Source organism: Teichococcus globiformis (assembly GCF_042646265.1).
Classification (GTDB): domain Bacteria; phylum Pseudomonadota; class Alphaproteobacteria; order Acetobacterales; family Acetobacteraceae; genus Pseudoroseomonas; species Pseudoroseomonas globiformis.
In genome coordinates, this window is sequence record NZ_JBHRTN010000004.1 from 40,372 (window position 1) to 59,913 (window position 19,542).

Consider the following 19,542-nt stretch of genomic DNA (forward strand, 5'->3'; position numbering starts at 1 on the left):
GTTCGCCATTGGCTGGACACGGTTCGCGCCGATGACGGCCACGCACTCGCCGGACCACGTCCCGCGTCACAGCCGCCAACAACGCCGCCATTCCCTGGATCACTGACGGGGGCAAGCCCTTGCACCTGACCATCTGCGAGCGCGACCCTTGCCTTTGATGCAATGTTATAACATACTAAATCGATGACCTTAGTTTCGGAAGCATTGACGTCCGCGGATCCGCAAGCGCTGCGTATGGTGGCCGCCGCTGAACCCATCATCCTTGCCAGCATCCTCTCGCCCACCGTTTCGCTTGCCATCTGGGGACGTGAACTGCCTCGGCCGCTCCTGCGGGATGCTTGCCGCGTGGCGCAGGCCGCCCCCTTCGTGCGAGTGGGTCAGGGCAAGCCGGATGTTGCCGTGGCGCGGGCCATCGATGGCTTCGATCCACTACCGCATCCGGCCCTGATGGCCGACATGCTGTTCCTGGCCAAACTGTTCGCCGAGGTATCCGCCAGCTTGTACGTCCGGCTGCGCCTCGAGGCCGTGGCGGATAGTAGTTGCTCCCTGTTCCACGCCGATGCCGTGCGACTGCGGCTGCTCTGCACCTACTGCGGCGACGGTACGGAGTGGCTGGCGCGGGCGGGCGGCGGAGCGGAAGCCCGGCGCCTGCGCGACGGGTCGGCTTTGCCGGATCCCTCGAGTGTCCAACGCCTGCCGACCGGCGCCGCCGCCATCCTGCGCGGCGAGGCCCGGACGCCTGGCTGTGGCTGCATCCACCGCTCACCACCAATGCCCCGAGACGCAACCGGGCGCGCCCTGCGCCCTCGCCTGTTGCTCTGCATCGACCCTGCCGAAGAGGAATGATTGCCATGGCGACCCACTCGCAGCCTCCCCGGGACCGTCGGCTTCCCGTCACGGTGCTGTCCGGCTTCCTCGGCGCGGGCAAGACAACGCTGCTGAACCAGGTGCTGGCCAACCGTGAAGGGCGACGCGTCGCCGTCATCGTCAATGACATGTCGGAGGTGAACATCGATGCCGCCTTGGTTGCGCAGGGCGGCGGGCTGTCGCGCACCGAGGAGAAGCTGGTGGAATTGTCGAACGGGTGCATCTGCTGCACGCTGCGCGACGACCTGATGCAGGAAGTGCGGCGCCTGGCCGAGGAAGGCCGCTTCGACGCCTTGCTGATCGAGAGCACCGGCATCAGCGAGCCGATGCCGGTGGCCGCCACCTTCGACTTCCGCGACGAGGACGGCCACTCGCTGGATGACGTGGCTTGCCTCGACACCATGGTGACGGTGGTGGATGCGCGGGCGTTCCTGCGTGACTACGGCTCCGCCGACACACTGGCGAAGCGCGGCGAGACGGCAGGCGAAGGCGACACGCGCTTGCTGGTGGACCTCCTGGTCGAGCAGGTGGAGTTCGCCGACGTGATCGTGGTGAACAAGGCTGACCTGGTCAGCACGGCGGAGCTGCAGATGCTCTCCGGCATCCTGGCCACCTTCAACCCGCAGGCCTCCATCATCCCGGCGACGCTCGGCCAGGTGCCGCTGTCGGCGGTGCTGGAAACCGGGCGCTTCGACTTCGCCCGGGCGCAGCAGGCCGCGGGCTGGACCCAGGCGCTAGCAGGCCACCACCTGCCGGAATCGGAGGAGTTCGGCATCCGCAGCTTCGTTTGGCGGGCGCGACGGCCACTTCACCCGACGCGCTTCCACCGCTTCCTGCAATCGGCAATGCCGGGCGTGGTGCGGGCCAAGGGCTTCTTCTGGCTGGCGAGCCGCATGGCCTGGGCCGGGTCCTGGCAGCTCGCCGGGGCTGTCGGCCGGCACGAAGCTGCAGGGTTCTGGTTCGCCGCCGTGCCCGAAAGCCGCTGGCCGACCGATCCGGAGTGGCGCGCGGAGGTGCTGCGCAACTGGGTGGAACCGCATGGTGACCGACGTCAGGAGATCGTCTTCATCGGCGTGGAACTGGACGAGGCGGCTCTGCGCCGCGCGTTGGATGCCTGCCTGCTGACGGACGGCGAGATGCGCGGCGGACCGAAGGCATGGGGGCAGCTGCTCGACCCATTCCCGGCCTGGCGGCGGGCGTAGTGCTTTCCAAGCCTGTTCCACCGGGCTGCCGAACGGAATCCTGGCGGGAGCACGGCTCGGAAGGTCATGGTCAGCAGCAGGCGGACGGTGCGTCCGGGCAGCAGCACCGCGTCCTCCTTGAAGGAGGCCACGTTGCGGATGCCAGGGCGCCGAAAGTTGCCGCCGATCGGCGAGAAGATCGGGCTGTCTCCGCGTTGACCTGTGCATGTGGGATACTCAGGGATTCAGCTTCGGTCGGCCCTCGCCCAAAGAGAAACCAGCCGATCTCAGGTTAAGACGCTCTTCTTCAAGCCAGCCTTCTCCGTCCCGCCTTGTGTGCGGCCGGGTAAGCTGGGGCAAAAGGCTTGCCAGCAAGACGGCCACAGCCGAAAGCGTGGCCAAAGCCGGCGCAGGGATCAGCACGACCCATGGCGCACGCACACGGCGCCTAATTCTGTCGATCGAGGAGCGCACGGCATCGGCGTCGGTCTTTGTCTCTTCAGAGGTTCACACAGAAAAGGTTGAGCATCGCAGGGCACGCGGCCAACGGGTGAACGCGACACGAATCTGTTGCGGGTGCTGCGATCCGAGTGGACGGAGCCAAGGCGTGTTGGAGCTTGATCCAGTTATTGGCGGTTCTCGACCCGGGCCAGGTCGGGCTTCGTACGGGCCGCCGTTGCCTTGACGCCGGTTGCCAGGCGAAACCCTGCCGTCCTGGAACCGGCAACGGTCCCTGCTGCAACGAGATTCTCGGCCTCTCAACAACCAGTCACGCCGAGGATGCTGGTCGCGCCGAAAGTCAGGGCGCCGCCTCGGGGATCCTTGTTGAGGAAGAACAGTGGGAGGATGAATTTGCTGTCCGTAGGCATGAAAGCGGACCCGCCGGACGCAGAGCCCGTCGCATACCTACGGGGCCCACAAGGGTCTCAGCCGCCGGAGCGGGCGCTTGGCTCGTGCATCGGGCAGCCGTTGAACTGCGCGCGGAAGTCGGCTGAGTGCTTGTAGGTGTCGCGCCGCGCCCGGTTGATGTTGCCAAGCGGCTGATGTGCGGCCAAGCCAGTCCAGATGCTGAAGTGCATTTGCTCGTCAACGGCTTGCACCCGGTCCGCAGCCCAGCTGTCCTGACGTGGCACGGTGATGGTGGCCACCTTCTGGAACGGAGCATCCTCCTCATCCCAGGGCACGGTCGGATCCTCGACCGGCTGCTTTTCCAGGTCGCGGCAGAGTTGCACGCGGAGTTCCCATACGCCGTCGATCCGCTGCATCTCGGACTGCACGGTCTCGCGGATCGCGTCCGGTCGGTCAGAAGCGTCGATGATCGTGTCCTTCAGCGCCAACAGGTCCGGCGAAACGGGCGCTACGCTGAACTTGGCAATATAGTCGCCGTACCGGAACGGGGTGACGCTGTAGTAGGTCTCCCCCAGGGGATCGACGTTCGGCGCGCCACCGAGGGACTGCACCTTCGGGCTCTCAATGCCGACTGCCGACAGGGCCGTGTTCACGCCCCTCAGCACGGAGGACATGACCTTCTTGGTGCCCTCCATCTTGTCTGTGGTCTTGGCCAGCATTTTCAGGTTGCCGAGGAACTTGTCGGCGGTTCTGGTCTGGAAGACCGGGCCGTTCACCATGATGAAGTCCTGTGTCGTGCCTGCGGCACCCGGCAGCCGCTCACCCTCAACGTCCAGCACCTTCAGGGCCAGCCCGCGCGGCAGGGAGATCGCGTCCGGCAGGACATCACCGGCGTTTGTGGAAACCCGCATGTAGACCTTGTGCTCACCGGATCGCGCGAAGAGGCCCTGTGCTAACTCGGGTGGCAGGTTCTCGGCGACGACCAGCTTGCCTTCCAGGATCGCGTGCGCCTTGGCATGCACTGAGCGGACGGCGTGGCCGTAGTCCTTGGCCGTGGTCTCCAGGATCGTATCGAAGGCGTTGTTCAGACCCTGGATCGTCTCGGCCTCATCGGCCTGAATGTCTTCGACGGCAGCGGTGTAGCGGATCGGGGCGGCAGGGCTCATCAGCGCGTTTCTCCGGGTTTGGGCAGCCAAACAGGCGCCAGAGGGCGGACCGGCGGCATCCCCATCGGGAAACATCCACAGGCGGTGGATCAAGCACCGGGAACACGCAGGCGCGCGTGTCTCCCGCTCAAAACTTATTCCGGCTGGGGGTTGCTATGCATGGCAGGGCGCGGACGATTCGGCACCCCTATTGAATAAAGAGGCACCTCCCGCCTGCCGGCAGGGTCACCGACGTGACTTGATCAGTCGCCTTGGCCCTGCTGGCGATAGCTCGTTGGATCGGTGTTGTAGGTCGCGACGAAGGCACGGGAGAAATGGCTCCGGCTGGCATAGCCGACACTGATGGCCACCACCTTCACCGGCAGGTCTGTGGTGGTCAGCAAGCGTGCCGCCGCGCGGAGGCGGGCTTTCTGCACAAAGTCGATGGGCCCTTGCCCGAAGGCACGCGAGAAGGCTTCGGCGAAGGCGGTCCTGCCCATGCCTGCGGCCATGGCCAGGCTTTCCACGCTATGCGGCGCTGCCGGGTTCGCCAGGATGGCGATGACAGCCCTGGTCAGCCGCCGGTCACCCGGCGTCACGAGGGGGAAAGGCGTTTCGCCTTGGCGCAGGCGCTGGCGCAGCAGCAGGATGAGGCATTGCTGCATCAGCGCCTCGGCCATGGCCTGGGTGCCGAGGTCGGGCTGCGTGACCTCCGCCAGCATGAGGTCGAAAGCGGGCCGGGCAGGAATTGAGCCCGCGAGATCCATCACTGGCTCACCGGCCAGGAGGTCAATTAGCCCTAAGGCATGCCCGTCCTGGCGGGCTAGGGAACCGCAGACCATCAGGATGTCCTGACGACCATCACCGGCGGTGAAGGCAACGAGGCCGTCGCCGAAGGGCTTACAGTGCTCGCCACCAGGACTTTCTCGGGTGTCGGCCCCAACGTATCCGAGCGCATGGCCTTGAAGCGGCGGTACGACGATGACGCTGCGGGATCCGAAAGGCTGCCAATCACCGTTCCCGATCCGCACGCATCCTGATCCTTGCAGGACGAAGTGGATGGTGACCGCGTCGAAGCCTGGGAAACACAGGCGCCAGCCATCCTGGATGCTGCAGACGGAGAAAGCATGAAGGCGGCCCGCGAAGGCTGTCAACAGTCGGTCAAGAGGATAATGGGTCATGACGGATGGGCTGTCCGGGGCTTGTCAGCACGTCCAGCATTGAAGCCGTCGAACAGTGCATCAGGCTGCGGCTGCTCTCTGACCCAGGACATAGAGGGTGCTCGTGACAGTGGTTCATGCTTCATGGCCCGGCGATCAACTCCCGAATGCGGCTGGCAATGCCTTCTGAAGCAAGAAGGCTTGGTCATAACGTGCATGCCTGGGCCCAGGTGCCAGTCGCCGACCACCGCGTTCTCGGCGTCGCCAGTGATGAACAACACCTTCAGATCAGGGCGACTCACCCGCGCCGCGTCGGGCATCTGGCGTCCGTTGATGCCATCGGGGGGGCCTCCGTCGCCGACCAGGAGATCGATCCGGGTGTGCGAATGCAGGACTTGCAGCTCCGATGGGCCATCCGCCACCTCGATGGCCGTGTAGCCCAGGTCTGCCACCACCTCGGTCAGCCGACGCCGACATGGGCGCGAAGGTGCGGCGGAGTAACGCGCCGGTCGTGCAGCAGCCCGGTCGTAGGGTGCCGGCGGAGATGTCGGATGGACTCCACTTTGGACCACCATTTTGGAGCACAGGGGCGTCCAAGGCGGTCTCAGTGAAAGTTCCTCAGCAAATTAAGGGAATGGCGGAGAGGGTGGGATTCGAACCCACGGTCCCCTTGCGAGGACAACGGTTTTCGAGACCGTCACAATCGACCACTCTGTCACCTCTCCGCGGTGCGGCCTGGTCGCCGGGCGGGCCGGGGTATAGAGGCAGCCGGGCGTCAGCGCAACGGATCCGTGGGCCGAAAATGGCACCTGGAGAGGGTGCCGATTCGGCCTGATCGTTGACTCCCGCGGCCCTGCGGCGCTATACGCCCCTCCTCCCGACGGAGCCTTGTGGTTCCGCCGAAGGCCGTTCTCGGCCAACCATGTTTCAGTTTCAGGCCAGACGGCAGAGTTTTCAGGGCGAACCATGACCTACGCAGTGATCCGCACCGGCGGCAAGCAGTACCGCGTCACCCCGGACGCCGTTCTGACCGTCGAGAAGCTGGACGCCGAAGCCGGCGCCACCGTGACCTTCCAGGACGTGCTGGCCATCGGCGGCGAGGCCGGTTTGACCATCGGCGCCCCCACAGTCGTCGGCGCCACGGTGACCGCCACGGTGGTTGAGCAGAACCGTGGCGACAAGGTCATCATTTTCAAGAAGCGCCGCCGGCAGAACAGCCGCCGCAAGAACGGTCACCGCCAGCACCAGACCGTGCTGCGCATCTCCGCCATCAACGCGGCCTGATTTCAGGAGACACCCCCCATGGCACACAAGAAGGCAGGCGGTTCCTCGCGCAACGGCCGCGACTCCGCCGGCAAGCGCCTCGGCGTCAAGAAGTTTGGTGGTGAGCACGTGCTGGCCGGCAACATCATCGTGACGCAGCGCGGCACGAAGGTGGTTCCCGGCACCAATGTGCTGGTGGGCCGCACCCATTCCATCCACGCCGCGATTGAGGGCAAGGTGAAGTTCACCCGCCGCGCCGAGGGCCGCGTCCACGTCTCGGTGGAGCCGCTGCCGCAGGCTGCCGAGTAACCTCGCGCCTCCGCGACACGACCGCACGCGAACGGGGGCCCCACGGCCCCCGTTTCTTTTTGTTCCGCCCCAAAGCCTCCGGACCCCCTCCCCCCGATGAAGTTCCTCGATGAAGCCAAAATCTGGGTGAAGGCCGGCGATGGCGGCGATGGCGTGATTGCGTTCCGGCGCGAGAAGTACATCGAGTTTGGCGGACCGGATGGCGGAAATGGCGGCAAGGGTGGCGACATCATTGTCGAGGCCGTGCCCGGGCTGAACACGCTGATCGATTACCGCTACGCCCAGCATTTCAAGGCCCGCAAGGGGGGCAATGGCGCGGGCTCCGACCGCACTGGCGCTGGCTCCGACGACGTGGTGCTGAAAGTGCCGGTGGGCACCGTCATCCTGGACGAGGACAAGGAGACGGTGCTCGCTGACATGGTGGAGGAAGGCCAGCGGGCGGTGATCTGTCGCGGCGGCGACGGTGGCCACGGCAACGCCCATTTCAAGACCAGCACCAACCGCGCCCCGCGCCGCGCCGACAAGGGTTATCCGGGCGAGGAGCGGTGGCTCTGGCTGCGGTTGAAGCTGATCGCCGACGCCGGGCTTGTGGGTCTCCCCAACGCGGGCAAATCGACCTTTCTTTCCGTTGTCAGCGCGGCCAAGCCTAAAATCGCCGACTACCCCTTCACCACCCTTAATCCGCAGCTCGGCGTGGTGCGACTCAACGCCACGGAAGAATTCGTGCTTGCCGATATCCCGGGGCTGATCGAGGGCGCCGCCGAAGGAGCGGGGCTTGGCACGCGCTTTCTGGGCCATGTGGAGCGGACGGCGGTGCTGCTGCACCTGATCGACGGCAGCCAGCCCGACCCGGTGGGCGCCTATGAAACGGTGCGGCGGGAGCTGGAGGAGTACGGAGGCGGCTTGATCGACAAGCCGGAGATCGTCGCGCTGAACAAGCTCGACGCCATGACACCCCAGGCGAGGGCAAGCCGGGCCAAGGCGCTGGAACGCGTTCTGGGCCGTCCTGTGCGCCTGATCAGCGGTGCCACACAGGAAGGCGTGCCTGAAACTTTGCGGGAGCTGGCCGACACCATCCACCGCCATCGCGAAGAGCAGGGCGCATGACCACCCCGTCCCTCGCCGCAGCCCGCCGCATCGTCGTCAAGATCGGCTCGGCCCTGGTGGTGGATGGCAAAACGGCGGCGCCGCGCGAAACCTGGCTGGCCTCGGTCGCTGCCGATGTGGCGGCGCTCCGGGCCGGCGGTGCGGAAGTCGTTGTGGTTTCCTCGGGCGCCATCGCCCTGGCACGGCAGGCGCTCGGTCTCACCCGCCGCAAGCTGCGGCTGGAGGAAAAGCAGGCCGCCGCGGCCGTCGGCCAGATCCGCCTCGCCGGCGCCTGGCAGACCGCCCTTTCCCGCCACCAGCTCAATGCCGCGCAGTTGCTGCTGACACTGGAAGACAGCGAGGACCGGCGCCGCTACCTCAATGCCCGCGCGACGTTGGGCACGCTGCTCGACCTCGGATGCGTGCCGGTGATCAACGAGAACGACACGGTGGCCACGGCCGAGATCCGCTTCGGCGACAATGACCGCCTGGCGGCCCGCGTTGCCGAGATGATCCATGCCGATGCGCTGGTGCTGCTGTCGGATATCGACGGCCTGTACACCGCCGATCCGCGCAACAATCCTGAAGCGCGGCACCTGCCGGTGATCGAGCGGTTGACCGACGAGATCATGGCCATGGGGGGCGAGCCACCGCCCGGCTATTCTTCCGGCGGCATGCGCACCAAGCTGATTGCGGCCAGGATCGCCACCGGTGCCGGCTGCGCCATGGCCATAGCGCTTGGCAAGCGCGACAACCCGCTGGTGGCGCTGCGTGACGGTGCCCGTTGCTCCTGGTTCCTGCCGGCCCCGGAAGGCCGCTCCTCCCGCAAGCAATGGATCGCCGGCTCCCTGGCTCCGTTGGGCGCGTTGCGCGTCGATGCCGGCGCCGCCCAGGCGCTGCGTGACGGTCGCTCTCTGTTGCCGGCGGGCGTGCGGGTGGTGGAGGGCAGCTTCGGCCGCGGCGATCCGGTTTCCGTGCGGGATACCAACGGTACCGAGCTGGCACGCGGCCTTTCCGCTTATGCTTCAGAGGCGGCGCGGCAGATTGCCGGCCGCCGGTCGGCCGAGATCGAGGAGATCCTTGGCTGGCGCGGTCGCGACGAGATCATCCATCGCGACGATCTGGTGCTGCTGTAAAGGCACCTGCGGGCCTCTGCCCTCCCCCGCCGCCGCATGGTGTCTGGCCGCTGCGGCCATAAAGCCGCCATGCCTTCCAACAACGGCACCCAGCAGCGCACAGGTCGATCGCGTCTGCGGGGAGCACGTTCCGGGCCAGGCCAAGCCCGCTAAGCCAGAATCCGCCCAAAGCGGATCCCTCTCCCCCTCTGCCTCAGCCCTTCGACACGCCCCAGAAAACGGGGATGGTGGTCGGCCGGAGCCCTTCGACGTTGCTGCGATAGGCCGCCAGCGTGCGGAACTGCGCCGCCGGGATATAGGGCAGCACCGCCATGGCCCGGGCCTGCACCTGGTCCAAGATGGCCTGCCGCTTGGTCACGTCGCCCTCCTCCCACCAGGACCGGCGCAGCGCCTCCAGCTCGTCATCCTGGGGCCATCCGGTCAGGCCGCTGTCACCGGGACTGGCGAGATACAGGTTGGTCAGCGGATTCTGCCCGTCCAGCACGTTGGCCACGGTGATGAACAGGCTCCACCCTCCGGCCGACGGGGCTTCCCGCCGGTTGCGCCGCTGTGTCAGCGTGCCCCAGTCCATGGTCGGCACATCGACGTTGAAACCGACTTTCTGCATGGCATCGGCGATCACCAGCGTCGCGGCATTGTTGAGCGGGCTGTCGGAGGCGTTCAGGAACACGACCCGGGCACCGTCATAGCCCGCCTGCTTCAGCAGGCTCCGGGCACGCTCCGGATCCCCCTTGGCCATGCTGGGCGAGCCGGTGCGGCTTTCCAGCGGCGTGCCGCAGAAGAAGAAGGCCGGGCAGTCGGCCACCTGCTCGGAAGGCCGGATACCCATCCCGGCCAGCACTTCCTCCTGCCCGATCGCGCTCAGCAGCGCCTGCCGGATGCGGGGATCGTTGAAGGGCGGCTGGGTGTGGTTGATCCGCAGCCACACCTGGAAGCCCACCGGGTTGAAGGCCATGGTGCGGATCTGCCGGTTGCGCTCCAGCGTCGGCAGGAGGTCAGGGGCGGGCTGCTCGATGAAATCCAGTTCGCCATTCTGCAGGGCAGCCGCCGCGGTGGCCGGATCGGGCATCGCGACCCACTCTACCCGGTCGAGCTTCACCACCTTGCCGCCGGCCAGCCCGTCGGCAGGCTCGGCGCGGGGGCGGTAATCGGGGTTGCGGTGGTACACGGCGCGGTCGCCGACGCGCCATTCCTCGCTGCGGAAGATGAAGGGGCCGGAGCCGGTGGGATCGGTGATGGCGACGTCGTGCGGCGTGTTGGCGATCCGCTCGGGCATCACGAACAGCGCGCTGGCGGTCGGCCGCGCCAGCGCCTCAGTCACCAGCGCGAAAGGCCGGCTCAGGGTCAGGGTGAAGCTCCGGTCGTCCACCACCTGCAGCGCCTCGGTGGCCGCGGCCAGGGCGCGGCCGACCACATCGCGCCGCGACCAGCGCCGGATCGAGGCCACGGCGTCGGCCGCGCGCACCGGCTGGCCGTCATGGAACCGCAGCCCCTCGCGCAGCGTGAAGCTGTAGCGCGCCCCATCCGCGGATACCTCGTGCCGCTCCACCATCTGCGGCCGCGCCACGCCCTGGCTGTCGAAGGCGAAAAGCTGGTCGTAGACGAAGAATCCGTGGTTTCGGACAAAGCCCGCCTGGGAGAAGACCGGGTCGATCGCCGTCAGGTCGTTGATCAGCGCCACGCGCAGCGTGGTGCCGGCTGCCGCGGCGGCTCGCGCCCCACGCCCGCCCAGCCCTGCCAGCAGCAGGGCCGAGGCCGCCAGACTTCCCGCCGACCTACGTCCCATCAACACCGGCGCCTCCCACCCTTTATCCGCCATCGACCTGCTCCTCGCGCTTGGCTTCTGTTTTACGGCGTCCGGCCGGCTCAGGCGGCAAAGGCCAGCGCCACGCCGGCGGCTTCCGGCGCGGGCACGATCACATGGCCGCCCCCTTCGGTCACGCCCGTAATCCCCGCCGCCCGAATCCGGTCGGCCAACCCTGCCATCGCCTGACTGCGCAGGCCCAGTGCCACCATGCCATCGGAACCCTCGGGCGGCAGAGCGACAGCGTTGCCGAAGCGCTCCGTCACCGCGCGCGGCGTCAACAGCAGGAGCCGCGCCGTGTCGGTGGCCATTGAGAGCCCACCATCCACGGCTTGCAGGGCCGCCGAACCGAACAGGTCACGATAGGGCTCGGCAAGGCGCTCAGGCGCGGCGCCGCACAGAATGAATTCTGAAATACCGGTGGTGCCATTGGCATGACCGCGCCATTCGTCGCGCCAGACCAGATCCGGCGTTTCGTGGTGGCAGAAGAAGACCCGGCCCTGGCGGATCGCGGCATGCTCGAAATCGGCCGTCACGAAGCGCGCCTCGGCAACGCCGTCGCTGCTGCGCACGGGGCGGCTGAAACGCCGTGCGGGACCGACGGGCAGGCCTTGGCTCCGAAGAGTGTCGTAGAACGCCTCGCCGCCCGCCGGCTTCAGCACCAGTCCGCTCAGCCCGGCGATGTCGGGCCAGAGGCCGGGTTTGCCACGTCCCGGTTCGAAGCCAAGCAGTTCAAGGTAGTCCTGGCCGAAGATGGCCAGATGGTTGCTGGAACCAAGGCTGTGATGGCCGCGCTCGGTCAGGGCAAAGCCCAACGCTTCATAGCGGCGCTGAGCGGCATTGAGCTCCTCGCCCACGGTGATCACCACATGGTCGATACGCGGCGCGAAGCTGGCCATCGGGTCCTCCCGGATGCTGCGCGTCAGTTAAGGCCGCGCTGGCCGGTGCCGCAAGGCGTCAGGCGGCGATGCGCCGTCCGATCAGGGCCAACCCCTCCGCCACGGACACGAACTCGCCGCCGCCCATGACCTTGCCCGCCCCGAAGCGCTCCTCGAACAGCCCTCGTACGGCCGGCACCAGCGAGGTGCCGCCGGTCAGAAAGACGCGGTCCACCTGTCCCGCCGAAAGGCCAGCATCGTTCAGCGCCGCGTCGATGGCACCGCCCATCCGCGCGAGTTCCGGCCGGATCCAGCCTTCGAACTCACCGCGGGTCACCTCGGCGTCGACCTTGAATCGCTCATGTTCGAAGACCAGCCGGGTCGTCTCCGCGACGGACAACGCTGCCTTCGCGCCGGACACCGCGCGGTAAAGGCTGAAACCCGCCTCGTCCTCGATCAACGTGATGAGGTGCCGCAGCCGGGAGGGATCGGCCGAGAGGCGCGCCACCTCCTCGATCTCGCGCAGCGTCTTTGGACCGCGCATCATCGACAATCGGTGCCAATGGGCGAAATTGGAGAAGAAGGTGGGCGGCACCGGCAGGTCCGTGCCCATGACGCGGTAGGTGCCGCCCTTGCCCAGGGCAGGCGAGACGACGCGGTCGATGATCCGGTAATCCAGCGCATCGCCGGCGATGCCGACGCCCGCATGGCCCAGCGCTTCGACGCCCTGCCGGGGATCGAAGCGCAAGATGGAGAAGTCGCTGGTGCCGCCGCCGAAATCGCCCACCAGCACAGTTGCCGGCCCGTCCAGCGTCGCGGCGAAGCGTGTGCCGGCGGCCTCGGGTTCCAGCGCCAGGTGCAATGCCGTCCGGCCCGCCTCGGCGAAGGCGGCGCGGAGGCGGCGCTCGGCCAGGGCATCGTCCGCCGTTTCGCCAACAAAGCGAACCGGCCGGCCTACCACCAGCAGCGCCTCGGGCGACGGATTGCCGGACGCGCCCAGCAGGGCTCGCAGAAAGGTCGCGATCAGCGCCTCCAACGACCAGGACCGGCCAAAGATTCGCGTCTCGGTGAAGCTCGCCGTGGCAAGGTGGCTCTTCATCGACATGATGAGCCGGCTGGCCAGCGGGTCCTCCAGATAGGCCTCGATCGCCGCCGGCCCTGCCTCGTGCCGCAGCGCGTTGCCGCGCGCCGTCTCGCTCCAGAAGCAGAGCACGGAGCGGAACACGTCCAGGCTCCCGGCGCCCAGGTGGAAGCTGGCGGTGCTGCTGCGACCTTCCTCGTCCAGCAGCGAGATCACACTGTTGGTGGTGCCGAAATCCAGCCCGATGACCGTCGCCATGCCCCGCCTCTTGCCCTGCCCGGAAGGGCGGGCCTTTCAGCAGGGTTGGCGGCGCGTGGCAAGCCCTCAGCGCGACTGGATGGACGGTCCCAGCTTGTCCACCAGCACGGCACTGGCGGCATTGAGCCCGATCACCTCCACACTCCTTCCGCTGCGGCGCATCTTGGCCACCGCGCCCTCGAGCGCGGACACGGCGGTGATGTCCCACAGATGCGCCTCCGTCAGATCGATGCGCACGTGGAGGGCCTCGTCGCGCAGGTCGAAGCTTTCGGCCAGCGCGTCAGCGCTGGCGAAGAAGACCTGACCCCGCACCCGGTAGGTGCGGGTAATCCCCGCCTCGTCCAGGCGGCTCTGCACATCCATCAGCCGCATGACCTTGAAGGCGAAGAACACGCCTGAGAGCAGCACGCCCACCGTCACTCCCAGGGCAAGGTTGTGGGTGAACACCGTAACCAGCACCGTGGCCACCATCACCAGGCTGGACACCTTGGGGTGCCGTGCCACGTCACGCAGGGAGGACCAGGAGAAGGTCTCGACCGACACCATGATCATGATGGCAACCAGCGCCGCCACCGGCACCTGACTGACCCAGGGCCGCAGCAGCACCATCAGCACCAGCAGGAACACGCCCGCCGTCAGGGTGGATAGCCGTCCGCGCCCACCGAAGCGCACATTGCCCACCGTCTGCCCGATCATGCCGCAACCGGCGATGCCGCCGAAGAAGCCCGCTGCGAGGTTGGCGAGGCCGAGCCCCGTGCATTCCCGCGCCTTGGAGGAAGTTGTGTCTGTCAGGTCGTCCACCACGCTGGCGGTCATCATGGATTCCAGCAGCCCGACCATCGCCATGGCCAGCGCATAGGGCGCGACGATGGACAGGGTCTCGAAGCTGACCGGGACCTCCGGCAGCAGGAAGTGCGGCAAGGAGTCCGGCAGCCGGCCCAGGTCGGCCACCGTGGCCACCGGCATCGGCTGGGCAACCGTGAAGGCCGTGAGCACCAGGATGCAGATCAGCGGCGACGGGATCGCGGTGAAGACCCTCGGCACGAGGTAGATGATGCCGAGGCCGGCGGCGATCAGCGCGTAGGTGTGCCAGGTGACGCCGATCATCTGCGGCACCTGCGCCGAAAAGATCAGGATGGCCAGCGCATTGACAAAGCCGGTCCGCACCGACCTGGACACGAAGCGCATCAGCACGTCGAGCCGCAGAAGCCCGAACACCACCTGGATGACCCCGCAAAGCACGGTGGCAGCCAGGAGGTACTGCACACCGTGGCTGGCGACCAGCGCGGCCGCCACCAGCGCGACCGAGCCCGCAGCACCGGAGATCATGGCCGGGCGCCCGCCCGCGAAGGCAATGACCAGACCGATGATGAAGGAGGCGAACAGTCCGACCTCGGGGTCGACTCCGGCAACAAAGGAGAAGGCGATCACCTCGGGGATCAGCGCGAAAGTGCCGACCATGCCGGCCAGGACGTCGCGTCGCGCATCGCGCCAGCCGCTGAACCATTCCACGCGGTCGTGGACGAACATTTTTGTTTTCATAACGAGATTATCCGCAATCGGGGCATGGTACCGCGCCCCATCGGAGGCGTCGCTCAGGCCATGTCGTATGCGTTATCCGGCGGATCGGCGGCCGGAAGAGCCACCCGGGGTTTCACCGGGTCCGGGATGAGTACGGCGAACGGTAGCCAAGCCTCCGCTGCACCGCAACACCCCGTCCGATCACAGTGCCGGGTTTTCAGCCGTTGCGGTGCCAGCTGTCCGGCAGCGGGTTGCGGCTGCGGAATTCGTCGGTGAACACCAGGCGCCGCCGCAGATCCTTCAGCGACCGCTTGCCGACAAAGCCGTTGAACATCGCCTCGCCATGCGGGCGCTTGTCCAGCAGCAGGCGGTAGAGATCCTCGACATCCTCGCGCGTCACCAGCCGGTCCTCGTCGTAGCGCTTCTCGGCATGGGCGGCGGCCATGGCCTCGAACCCGTCCTGGCGAAAGCGGCGCAGCCCCTCGGCGGTGCGCTCCTGCAGGTGGGCCAGCTCCGCTCCGTCCACCGGCGCCAGAGCGACATCCTCGCGGTCCACCCACATCATGTCGCGGAAGCCGTGCTTCTCGAAATTCTTCGGCGTAAAATGAACGCCGTGTTCGCCGATGTAGCGGGCGAAGCAAACATCACTGCGCACGCGGACCAAACCCAGTTCGGCGCAGGCCATCGCCTTGAACGCGTCCTGCGAGGTGGCGGAAGTGGCGACCGCGCTTTCGCGCATCAGATCATGCAGCCGGAAATGGTTGCGTGCGCCATAGTCGCGCCCTTCCAGCACCTTGTAGAAACCGCGCGACAGCTTCGCGTCGATCTGGCGCCAGGCGCCGCGCAGGAGGCCGAAGCCCCAGTTATGCGCCAGCGGGATCAGCCTGACCTCCGGCCCCGGCGCGGAAAGCTTCTGATCGCCATAGGCGGCGAAGTATCCCATGCGCGGCACATGGCGAAGCGCCGCGTACATTTCCTCCATCATGTGCATGTAGAGGGGCCCGGCCTCGAGATCGTCCTCGAAGAAGTACCCGACATCGGAGTCCAACGTTTCGAAAACCAGCTTCTCGCCGCGGCGGATGTTGAAGGCGATGCCCAGATTCTCGGTGCTGTGCATGACCTTTCCGCCCGGGAAATGCTCGCGGAAGGCGGCGATGCAGGCGGCGATGGCGTCATCCTCGGCCATGCGCACCCCACTATGCGGCGACACGGCCCCGTCCTGCAGCAGATACACGTCCTCGTCGCGGATCTCGACGCGCCGCTGCGTCCTCAGCGAGGCGCAAAGGCGGCCAAGGTACTGGGGACGATCGAAGGAGAATATGACGATCGGGCCGGACAGGCGCGCAGGTCTGGATATCACGGGCTCGGGGATCGCGGGCACTTGGGTTCTCCGGGCGCCATTGCGTGTCGGTTGAAACTACGGCCGGGCCTGCTCGCCGCGCAAGCGGCAGCGGCCACGCTCCGCGGGGCCGCCAGACAGGTCGCGCGGCTTCCCCTGGGCGCCGTCACGCGCTACCGATGCCAGTTCCAGGTTTCACCGGAAAGACAGGAATCGTGAACGCCATCTCCGACGCCGTCACCCAGATGCTCGACGCCACCGCCCGCGCCGCCCGCGCGGCCGCGGTCCAGCTGGCGCGCGCGGGGCGACCGACGAAGGATCGCGCCCTGATCGCCGCGGCCGCCGCGCTGCGCGCCCGGCAGGAAGCCATCCTCGCCGCCAATGCCGCCGATCTTGCGGACGCGCCCGGCCTGACGGCCGCCTTCCGCGACCGGTTGACCCTGACCCCCGCCCGGATCGAAGCCATGGCCGAGGGGCTTGAACAGGTGGCCGCCCTCCCCGACCCGGTGGGCCATGTGCTGGCCGAGTGGACGCGGCCCAACGGCCTCCAGATCCGCCGCGTGGCCCAGCCGCTCGGCGTGATCGGCATGATCTTCGAGAGCCGTCCCAACGTCACCGCCGACGCCGCTGCGCTTTGCCTCAAGGCGGGCTCGGCCGTGATCCTGCGCGGCGGAAGCGAAAGCGCGCGCTCCGCCGCTGCCATCCGCGGCTGCGTCGCCCAGGGGCTGCGCGAGGCCGGGCTGCCCGAGGAAGCGGTGCAGATGGCTCCCACCCAGGACCGTGCCTTCGTGGGCGCCATGCTGCGTGCTGCCGGGCTGATCGACCTGATCATTCCGCGCGGCGGCAAGGGGCTGGTGACGCGCGTGATGGAGGAAGCGCGGGTGCCGGTGCTGGCCCATGCGGAAGGGCTGAACCACACCTACATCCACGCCGCCGCGGACCCCGCCATGGCCCGCGCGGTCCTCGCCAATGCCAAGATGCGCCGCACCGGCGTTTGCGGCGCCACCGAAACGCTGCTGATCGACTCCGCCGTCGCGCCGTCCCTGTTGCCGGCGCTGGTGGCCGACCTTCGCGCACTGGGCTGCGACTTCAGGGCCGACGATCGTGCCCGCGCCATCCTGCCGGAATTGCCGGCCGGCACGGAGGCTGACTTCACCACCGAATGGCTGGATGCCGTGCTGAACATCGCCGTCGTGGACGGGGTCCAGCAGGCCCTGGCGCATATCCGCCGCTTCGGCAGCGAGCACACCGACGCCATCGTGACCGCCGACGAGGCGGCGGCGGCGCAGTTCCTCAACGGCATCGATTCCGCCGTTGGCCTGTGGAACGCCTCCACCCAGTTCTGCGATGGCGGCGAATTCGGCTTCGGCGCCGAGATCGGCATCGCCACCGGCCGGCTGCACGCACGCGGCCCGGTCGGGCTGGAGCAGCTTTGCACCTATCGCTACCAGGTGCATGGCACGGGTCAGGTCCGGCCCTGAAGCGCGCTCGATGCTTTCCGCCCCAGGGTCTGGCCGCGCCCGGCCCGTGGGGTGATCGCCGGGCCCGGCGCATCGGCCTGCTTGGCGGCAGCTTCAACCCCGCTCATCCTGGCCACCGCCACGTTGCGCTGCGTGCGCTGCATGCACTCCGGCTGGATCAGGTCTGGCTGCTTGTCTCGCCCGGCAACCCGCTGAAGCCGCGCGCCGGCATGGCGCCCTTCGCGGAGCGCCTGGCCTCCGCGCAGGCGGTGGGCGATGGCGTGCGCGTGATCGCCACGGGGATCGAGGCCGCCATCGGCGAGCGCTACTCCGCGCGCACCCTTGAACGACTGTCGCTGCTGTTTCCACGCACCCGGTTCGTCTGGATCATCGGTGCCGACAATCTTTGGCAGCTTCCCCGTTGGCGGCAGTGGCGCGACCTGGCCCGGCGCACGCCGATCGCGGTGCTGCCCCGTCCCTGCTGGACGCGGAAGGCATTACACGGCGCCGCGGCATCGACGCTGCGGCAGCGGCGCCGGGGGCCGGCCGCTCTGCTGACCGGCGCTCCTCCGGCGGGCGGCGCGGGCTGGTCCCTGGTGCAGGCGCGCGAGCATCCGGCGAGCGCGACGGCATTGCGCCTGGCCGCAACCAACGCCGCACGGTGATTTTCCATTTCGGTGCTGGCTCCCAACCCCGCACCCGCGCCATACAGCCCCCGGGGCCTGCGTCGCAACGACGGCGCAGCCGCAAGGCCCCCCGGGACAACCCGCCCATGCCGCCACAGGAGGCCGCCATAGCCCGCACGCCGAAAACCCCGGACGAGACCCGCCGCAAGAGCACGGCCCCGCGTTCCGGCACCAGCACCACCCGAACCGCCTCAGCCAGGACGACCGCGAAGGCGCCAGCCAAGCCGGCCGCCCGGAAGGCCCCGGCGGCGAAGCCCGCCGCCACGGCCAGCAAGCCGGTCCGGAGCCGCACCACCACCGCCAAGGCGGCAGCGGCGCCGGCCCGTTCCTCCGGCAAACCAGCGGCCGCATCGAAAACCACCAAGGCTCCAGCACGCGCGGGCGGCACCTCCAGCCGCACCCGCCCGGCGGCGGCCGCGGCGTCCAAGACCGCGCGTGCACCGGCCACCAGCTCTGCGCGCAGCACGGCTCCGCGCACCTCGACCAGGGCCCAAGCCAGCAAGGCGCCACCGAGGCCAGCCGCGAAGACGGCGGCACCGAAGGCAGCGCGCGGCGCCACCAAGGCCCCACCACGTGCCGCTGCCCCCAAAGCCCCGTCCCGCTCCACCGCGCCCAAGGCTCAGCCCCGGGCGGCGGCGAAGGCGCCGTCCCGGACGGCAGCGTCCAAGGCCGCCGGCGCGACAGCGGCGAGGCCGGCAAGCCGCTCCCGCGCCACGACGGCCAGCTCCGCCCGGTCGGCGGCTCCAACGCCAGCCCGTTCCCCGGCCCGGAAGCCGGCCCCCGCCGCCGCGCGTTCCGCGGCCAGGCCCGCTGCCAAGGTCAGCAAACCGGTTGCGGCCAAGGCCGCGCCCGCGGCCAAGCCTGCCGCCACGCGCAAGCCCCGCGCGCCGAAGCGAACCAAGCCCGTGCTGCCGCCGATCGACGCCATTGTGCAGGCCGCTGTTGCCAGCCTGGAGGATGACAAGGCCGAGGATGTGGTGGTGCTGGATATCGCCAGCCGCGCCACTTATGCCGACCGCATGATCATCGCCACCGGCCTCGCCGACCGGCAGATCCAGGCCATGGCCTCGCATCTGGAGAAGGCACTCGCCGAGCATGGCATCCGCCGCATCCGGACCGAAACCTCGCCGGACTGGGTGTTGCTGGATGCCACCGACCTGATCGTGCACCTGTTCAAGCCTGAGGCGCGCGCCAATTACCGGCTGGAGAAGATGTGGGGACCCGACAGCCCGCCCCCCGGCGAAGGTGTGCCGGGCGAGGAGCTTGTGCTGAGTGCCGCCGTGGCCTCCGACCTCGACGCGGATCTCGGGAACGAGGCGATGGAGGAGGATGCGGACGAGGCTCGGCTTTCCGAGGATGGGATGGACGATGCCGACTGGGCCGCTCTTGACGCCGATGACGATGATGATGACGGCGACCTGACCGGCGGGAATGGCGACGAGGATGACGCCGGCGAGGAAGAGGAAGAGGAAGAGGAAGAGGACGAGGACGAGGACGAAGAGGAGGACGAAGGGGAGGA

The 19,542-nt window shown here is 68.2% G+C and carries 17 protein-coding genes, 1 tRNA gene, 1 pseudogene and 1 other annotated feature; of the genes and pseudogenes, 9 read left to right on the forward strand and 10 right to left on the reverse strand.

The annotated features are described in order from the left end of the window. Positions 1–183: 183 nt before the first annotated feature. Positions 184–846: a DUF1826 domain-containing protein gene (locus ACFOD4_RS01975; protein ID WP_379593076.1), complete on the forward strand. Its 663-nt coding sequence runs from the start codon at positions 184–186 to the stop codon at positions 844–846. 5 nt (positions 847–851) lie between these two features. Beyond that, a complete protein-coding gene (gene zigA, locus ACFOD4_RS01980) occupies positions 852–2,069 on the forward strand; it encodes a zinc metallochaperone GTPase ZigA (protein ID WP_379593078.1) in 1,218 nt (405 codons plus the stop codon). 905 nt (positions 2,070–2,974) lie between these two features. On the opposite strand, the gene ACFOD4_RS01985 is transcribed toward zigA, so the two are convergent. From ACFOD4_RS01985 to ACFOD4_RS02000, 4 genes are all read right to left on the reverse strand, one after another. After that, positions 2,975–4,063 (reverse strand): catalase family protein, encoded by a 1,089-nt coding sequence (locus ACFOD4_RS01985; RefSeq protein ID WP_379593080.1) that lies wholly within the window; start codon positions 4,061–4,063, stop codon positions 2,975–2,977. 242 nt (positions 4,064–4,305) lie between these two features. Further along, complete coding sequence (locus ACFOD4_RS01990) at positions 4,306–5,223, reverse strand: helix-turn-helix domain-containing protein (RefSeq protein WP_379593082.1); 918 nt, start codon at positions 5,221–5,223, stop codon at positions 4,306–4,308. Beyond that, positions 5,220–5,657 (reverse strand): response regulator, encoded by a 438-nt coding sequence (locus ACFOD4_RS01995; protein WP_379593084.1) that lies wholly within the window; start codon positions 5,655–5,657, stop codon positions 5,220–5,222. Before ACFOD4_RS01995 ends, ACFOD4_RS01990 begins: the two co-directional genes overlap by 4 nt. 180 nt (positions 5,658–5,837) lie before the next feature. Further along, positions 5,838–5,927: transfer RNA gene (locus ACFOD4_RS02000), tRNA-Ser, on the reverse strand. 241 nt (positions 5,928–6,168) lie between these two features. On the opposite strand from ACFOD4_RS02000, the gene rplU reads away from it, so the two are divergent. From rplU to proB, 4 genes are all read left to right on the forward strand, one after another. Continuing rightward, a complete protein-coding gene (rplU, locus tag ACFOD4_RS02005; protein WP_379593086.1) occupies positions 6,169–6,486 on the forward strand; it encodes a 50S ribosomal protein L21 in 318 nt (105 codons plus the stop codon). An 18-nt stretch (positions 6,487–6,504) separates the two neighbouring features. Next, positions 6,505–6,774 (forward strand): 50S ribosomal protein L27, encoded by a 270-nt coding sequence (gene rpmA, locus ACFOD4_RS02010; protein ID WP_379593088.1) that lies wholly within the window; start codon positions 6,505–6,507, stop codon positions 6,772–6,774. A gap of 96 nt (positions 6,775–6,870) precedes the next feature. Next, positions 6,871–7,881, forward strand: coding sequence for a GTPase ObgE (gene obgE, locus ACFOD4_RS02015; RefSeq protein WP_379593090.1), 1,011 nt, complete (start codon positions 6,871–6,873; stop codon positions 7,879–7,881). Further along, on the forward strand, positions 7,878–8,996 hold the full coding sequence (gene proB, locus ACFOD4_RS02020; protein ID WP_379593092.1) for a glutamate 5-kinase: 1,119 nt from the start codon (positions 7,878–7,880) through the stop codon (positions 8,994–8,996). The genes obgE and proB overlap by 4 nt, the downstream gene beginning before the upstream one ends. 193 nt (positions 8,997–9,189) lie before the next feature. On the opposite strand, the gene ACFOD4_RS02025 is transcribed toward proB, so the two are convergent. The 5 genes from ACFOD4_RS02025 to ACFOD4_RS02045 all read right to left on the reverse strand — a co-directional run bounded on the left by ACFOD4_RS02025 (position 9,190) and on the right by ACFOD4_RS02045 (position 15,919). Further along, positions 9,190–10,815 (reverse strand): ABC transporter substrate-binding protein, encoded by a 1,626-nt coding sequence (locus ACFOD4_RS02025; RefSeq protein ID WP_379593094.1) that lies wholly within the window; start codon positions 10,813–10,815, stop codon positions 9,190–9,192. A gap of 47 nt (positions 10,816–10,862) precedes the next feature. Continuing rightward, positions 10,863–11,699, reverse strand: coding sequence for a VOC family protein (locus ACFOD4_RS02030; RefSeq protein WP_379593096.1), 837 nt, complete (start codon positions 11,697–11,699; stop codon positions 10,863–10,865). Between the two features lie 58 nt (positions 11,700–11,757). Continuing rightward, a complete protein-coding gene (locus ACFOD4_RS02035) occupies positions 11,758–13,017 on the reverse strand; it encodes an Hsp70 family protein (protein ID WP_379593098.1) in 1,260 nt (419 codons plus the stop codon). Positions 13,018–13,083: 66 nt separating this feature from the next. Then, on the reverse strand, positions 13,084–14,559 hold the full coding sequence (locus tag ACFOD4_RS02040) for a SulP family inorganic anion transporter (protein ID WP_379593100.1): 1,476 nt from the start codon (positions 14,557–14,559) through the stop codon (positions 13,084–13,086). 70 nt (positions 14,560–14,629) lie between these two features. After that, positions 14,630–14,685 (reverse strand) — a sequence feature (sul1 is cis-regulatory element that is thought to sense ions involved in sulfur or methionine metabolism; They are found in Alphaproteobacteria). Positions 14,686–14,755: 70 nt separating this feature from the next. After that, a complete protein-coding gene (locus ACFOD4_RS02045) occupies positions 14,756–15,919 on the reverse strand; it encodes a hypothetical protein (RefSeq protein ID WP_379593102.1) in 1,164 nt (387 codons plus the stop codon). A 137-nt stretch (positions 15,920–16,056) separates the two neighbouring features. Here ACFOD4_RS02045 and ACFOD4_RS02050 point away from each other — a divergent pair, with 137 nt between their 5' ends. Beyond that, positions 16,057–17,358, forward strand: a complete 1,302-nt coding sequence (locus ACFOD4_RS02050; RefSeq protein ID WP_379593104.1) for a glutamate-5-semialdehyde dehydrogenase — start codon at positions 16,057–16,059, stop codon at positions 17,356–17,358. 29 nt (positions 17,359–17,387) lie between these two features. Further along, positions 17,388–18,002: a nicotinate-nucleotide adenylyltransferase gene (locus tag ACFOD4_RS02055; protein ID WP_456316866.1), complete on the forward strand. Its 615-nt coding sequence runs from the start codon at positions 17,388–17,390 to the stop codon at positions 18,000–18,002. Positions 18,003–18,642: 640 nt separating this feature from the next. On the opposite strand, the gene ACFOD4_RS02060 is transcribed toward ACFOD4_RS02055, so the two are convergent. Then, a complete protein-coding gene (locus ACFOD4_RS02060) occupies positions 18,643–18,924 on the reverse strand; it encodes a hypothetical protein (RefSeq protein ID WP_379594732.1) in 282 nt (93 codons plus the stop codon). Here ACFOD4_RS02060 and rsfS point away from each other — a divergent pair. After that, positions 18,863–19,270, forward strand: a pseudogene (gene rsfS / locus ACFOD4_RS02065) (ribosome silencing factor); the annotation flags it as partial. The gene ACFOD4_RS02060 and the pseudogene rsfS sit on opposite strands and share 62 nt — an antisense overlap. Positions 19,271–19,542 lie beyond the last annotated feature (272 nt).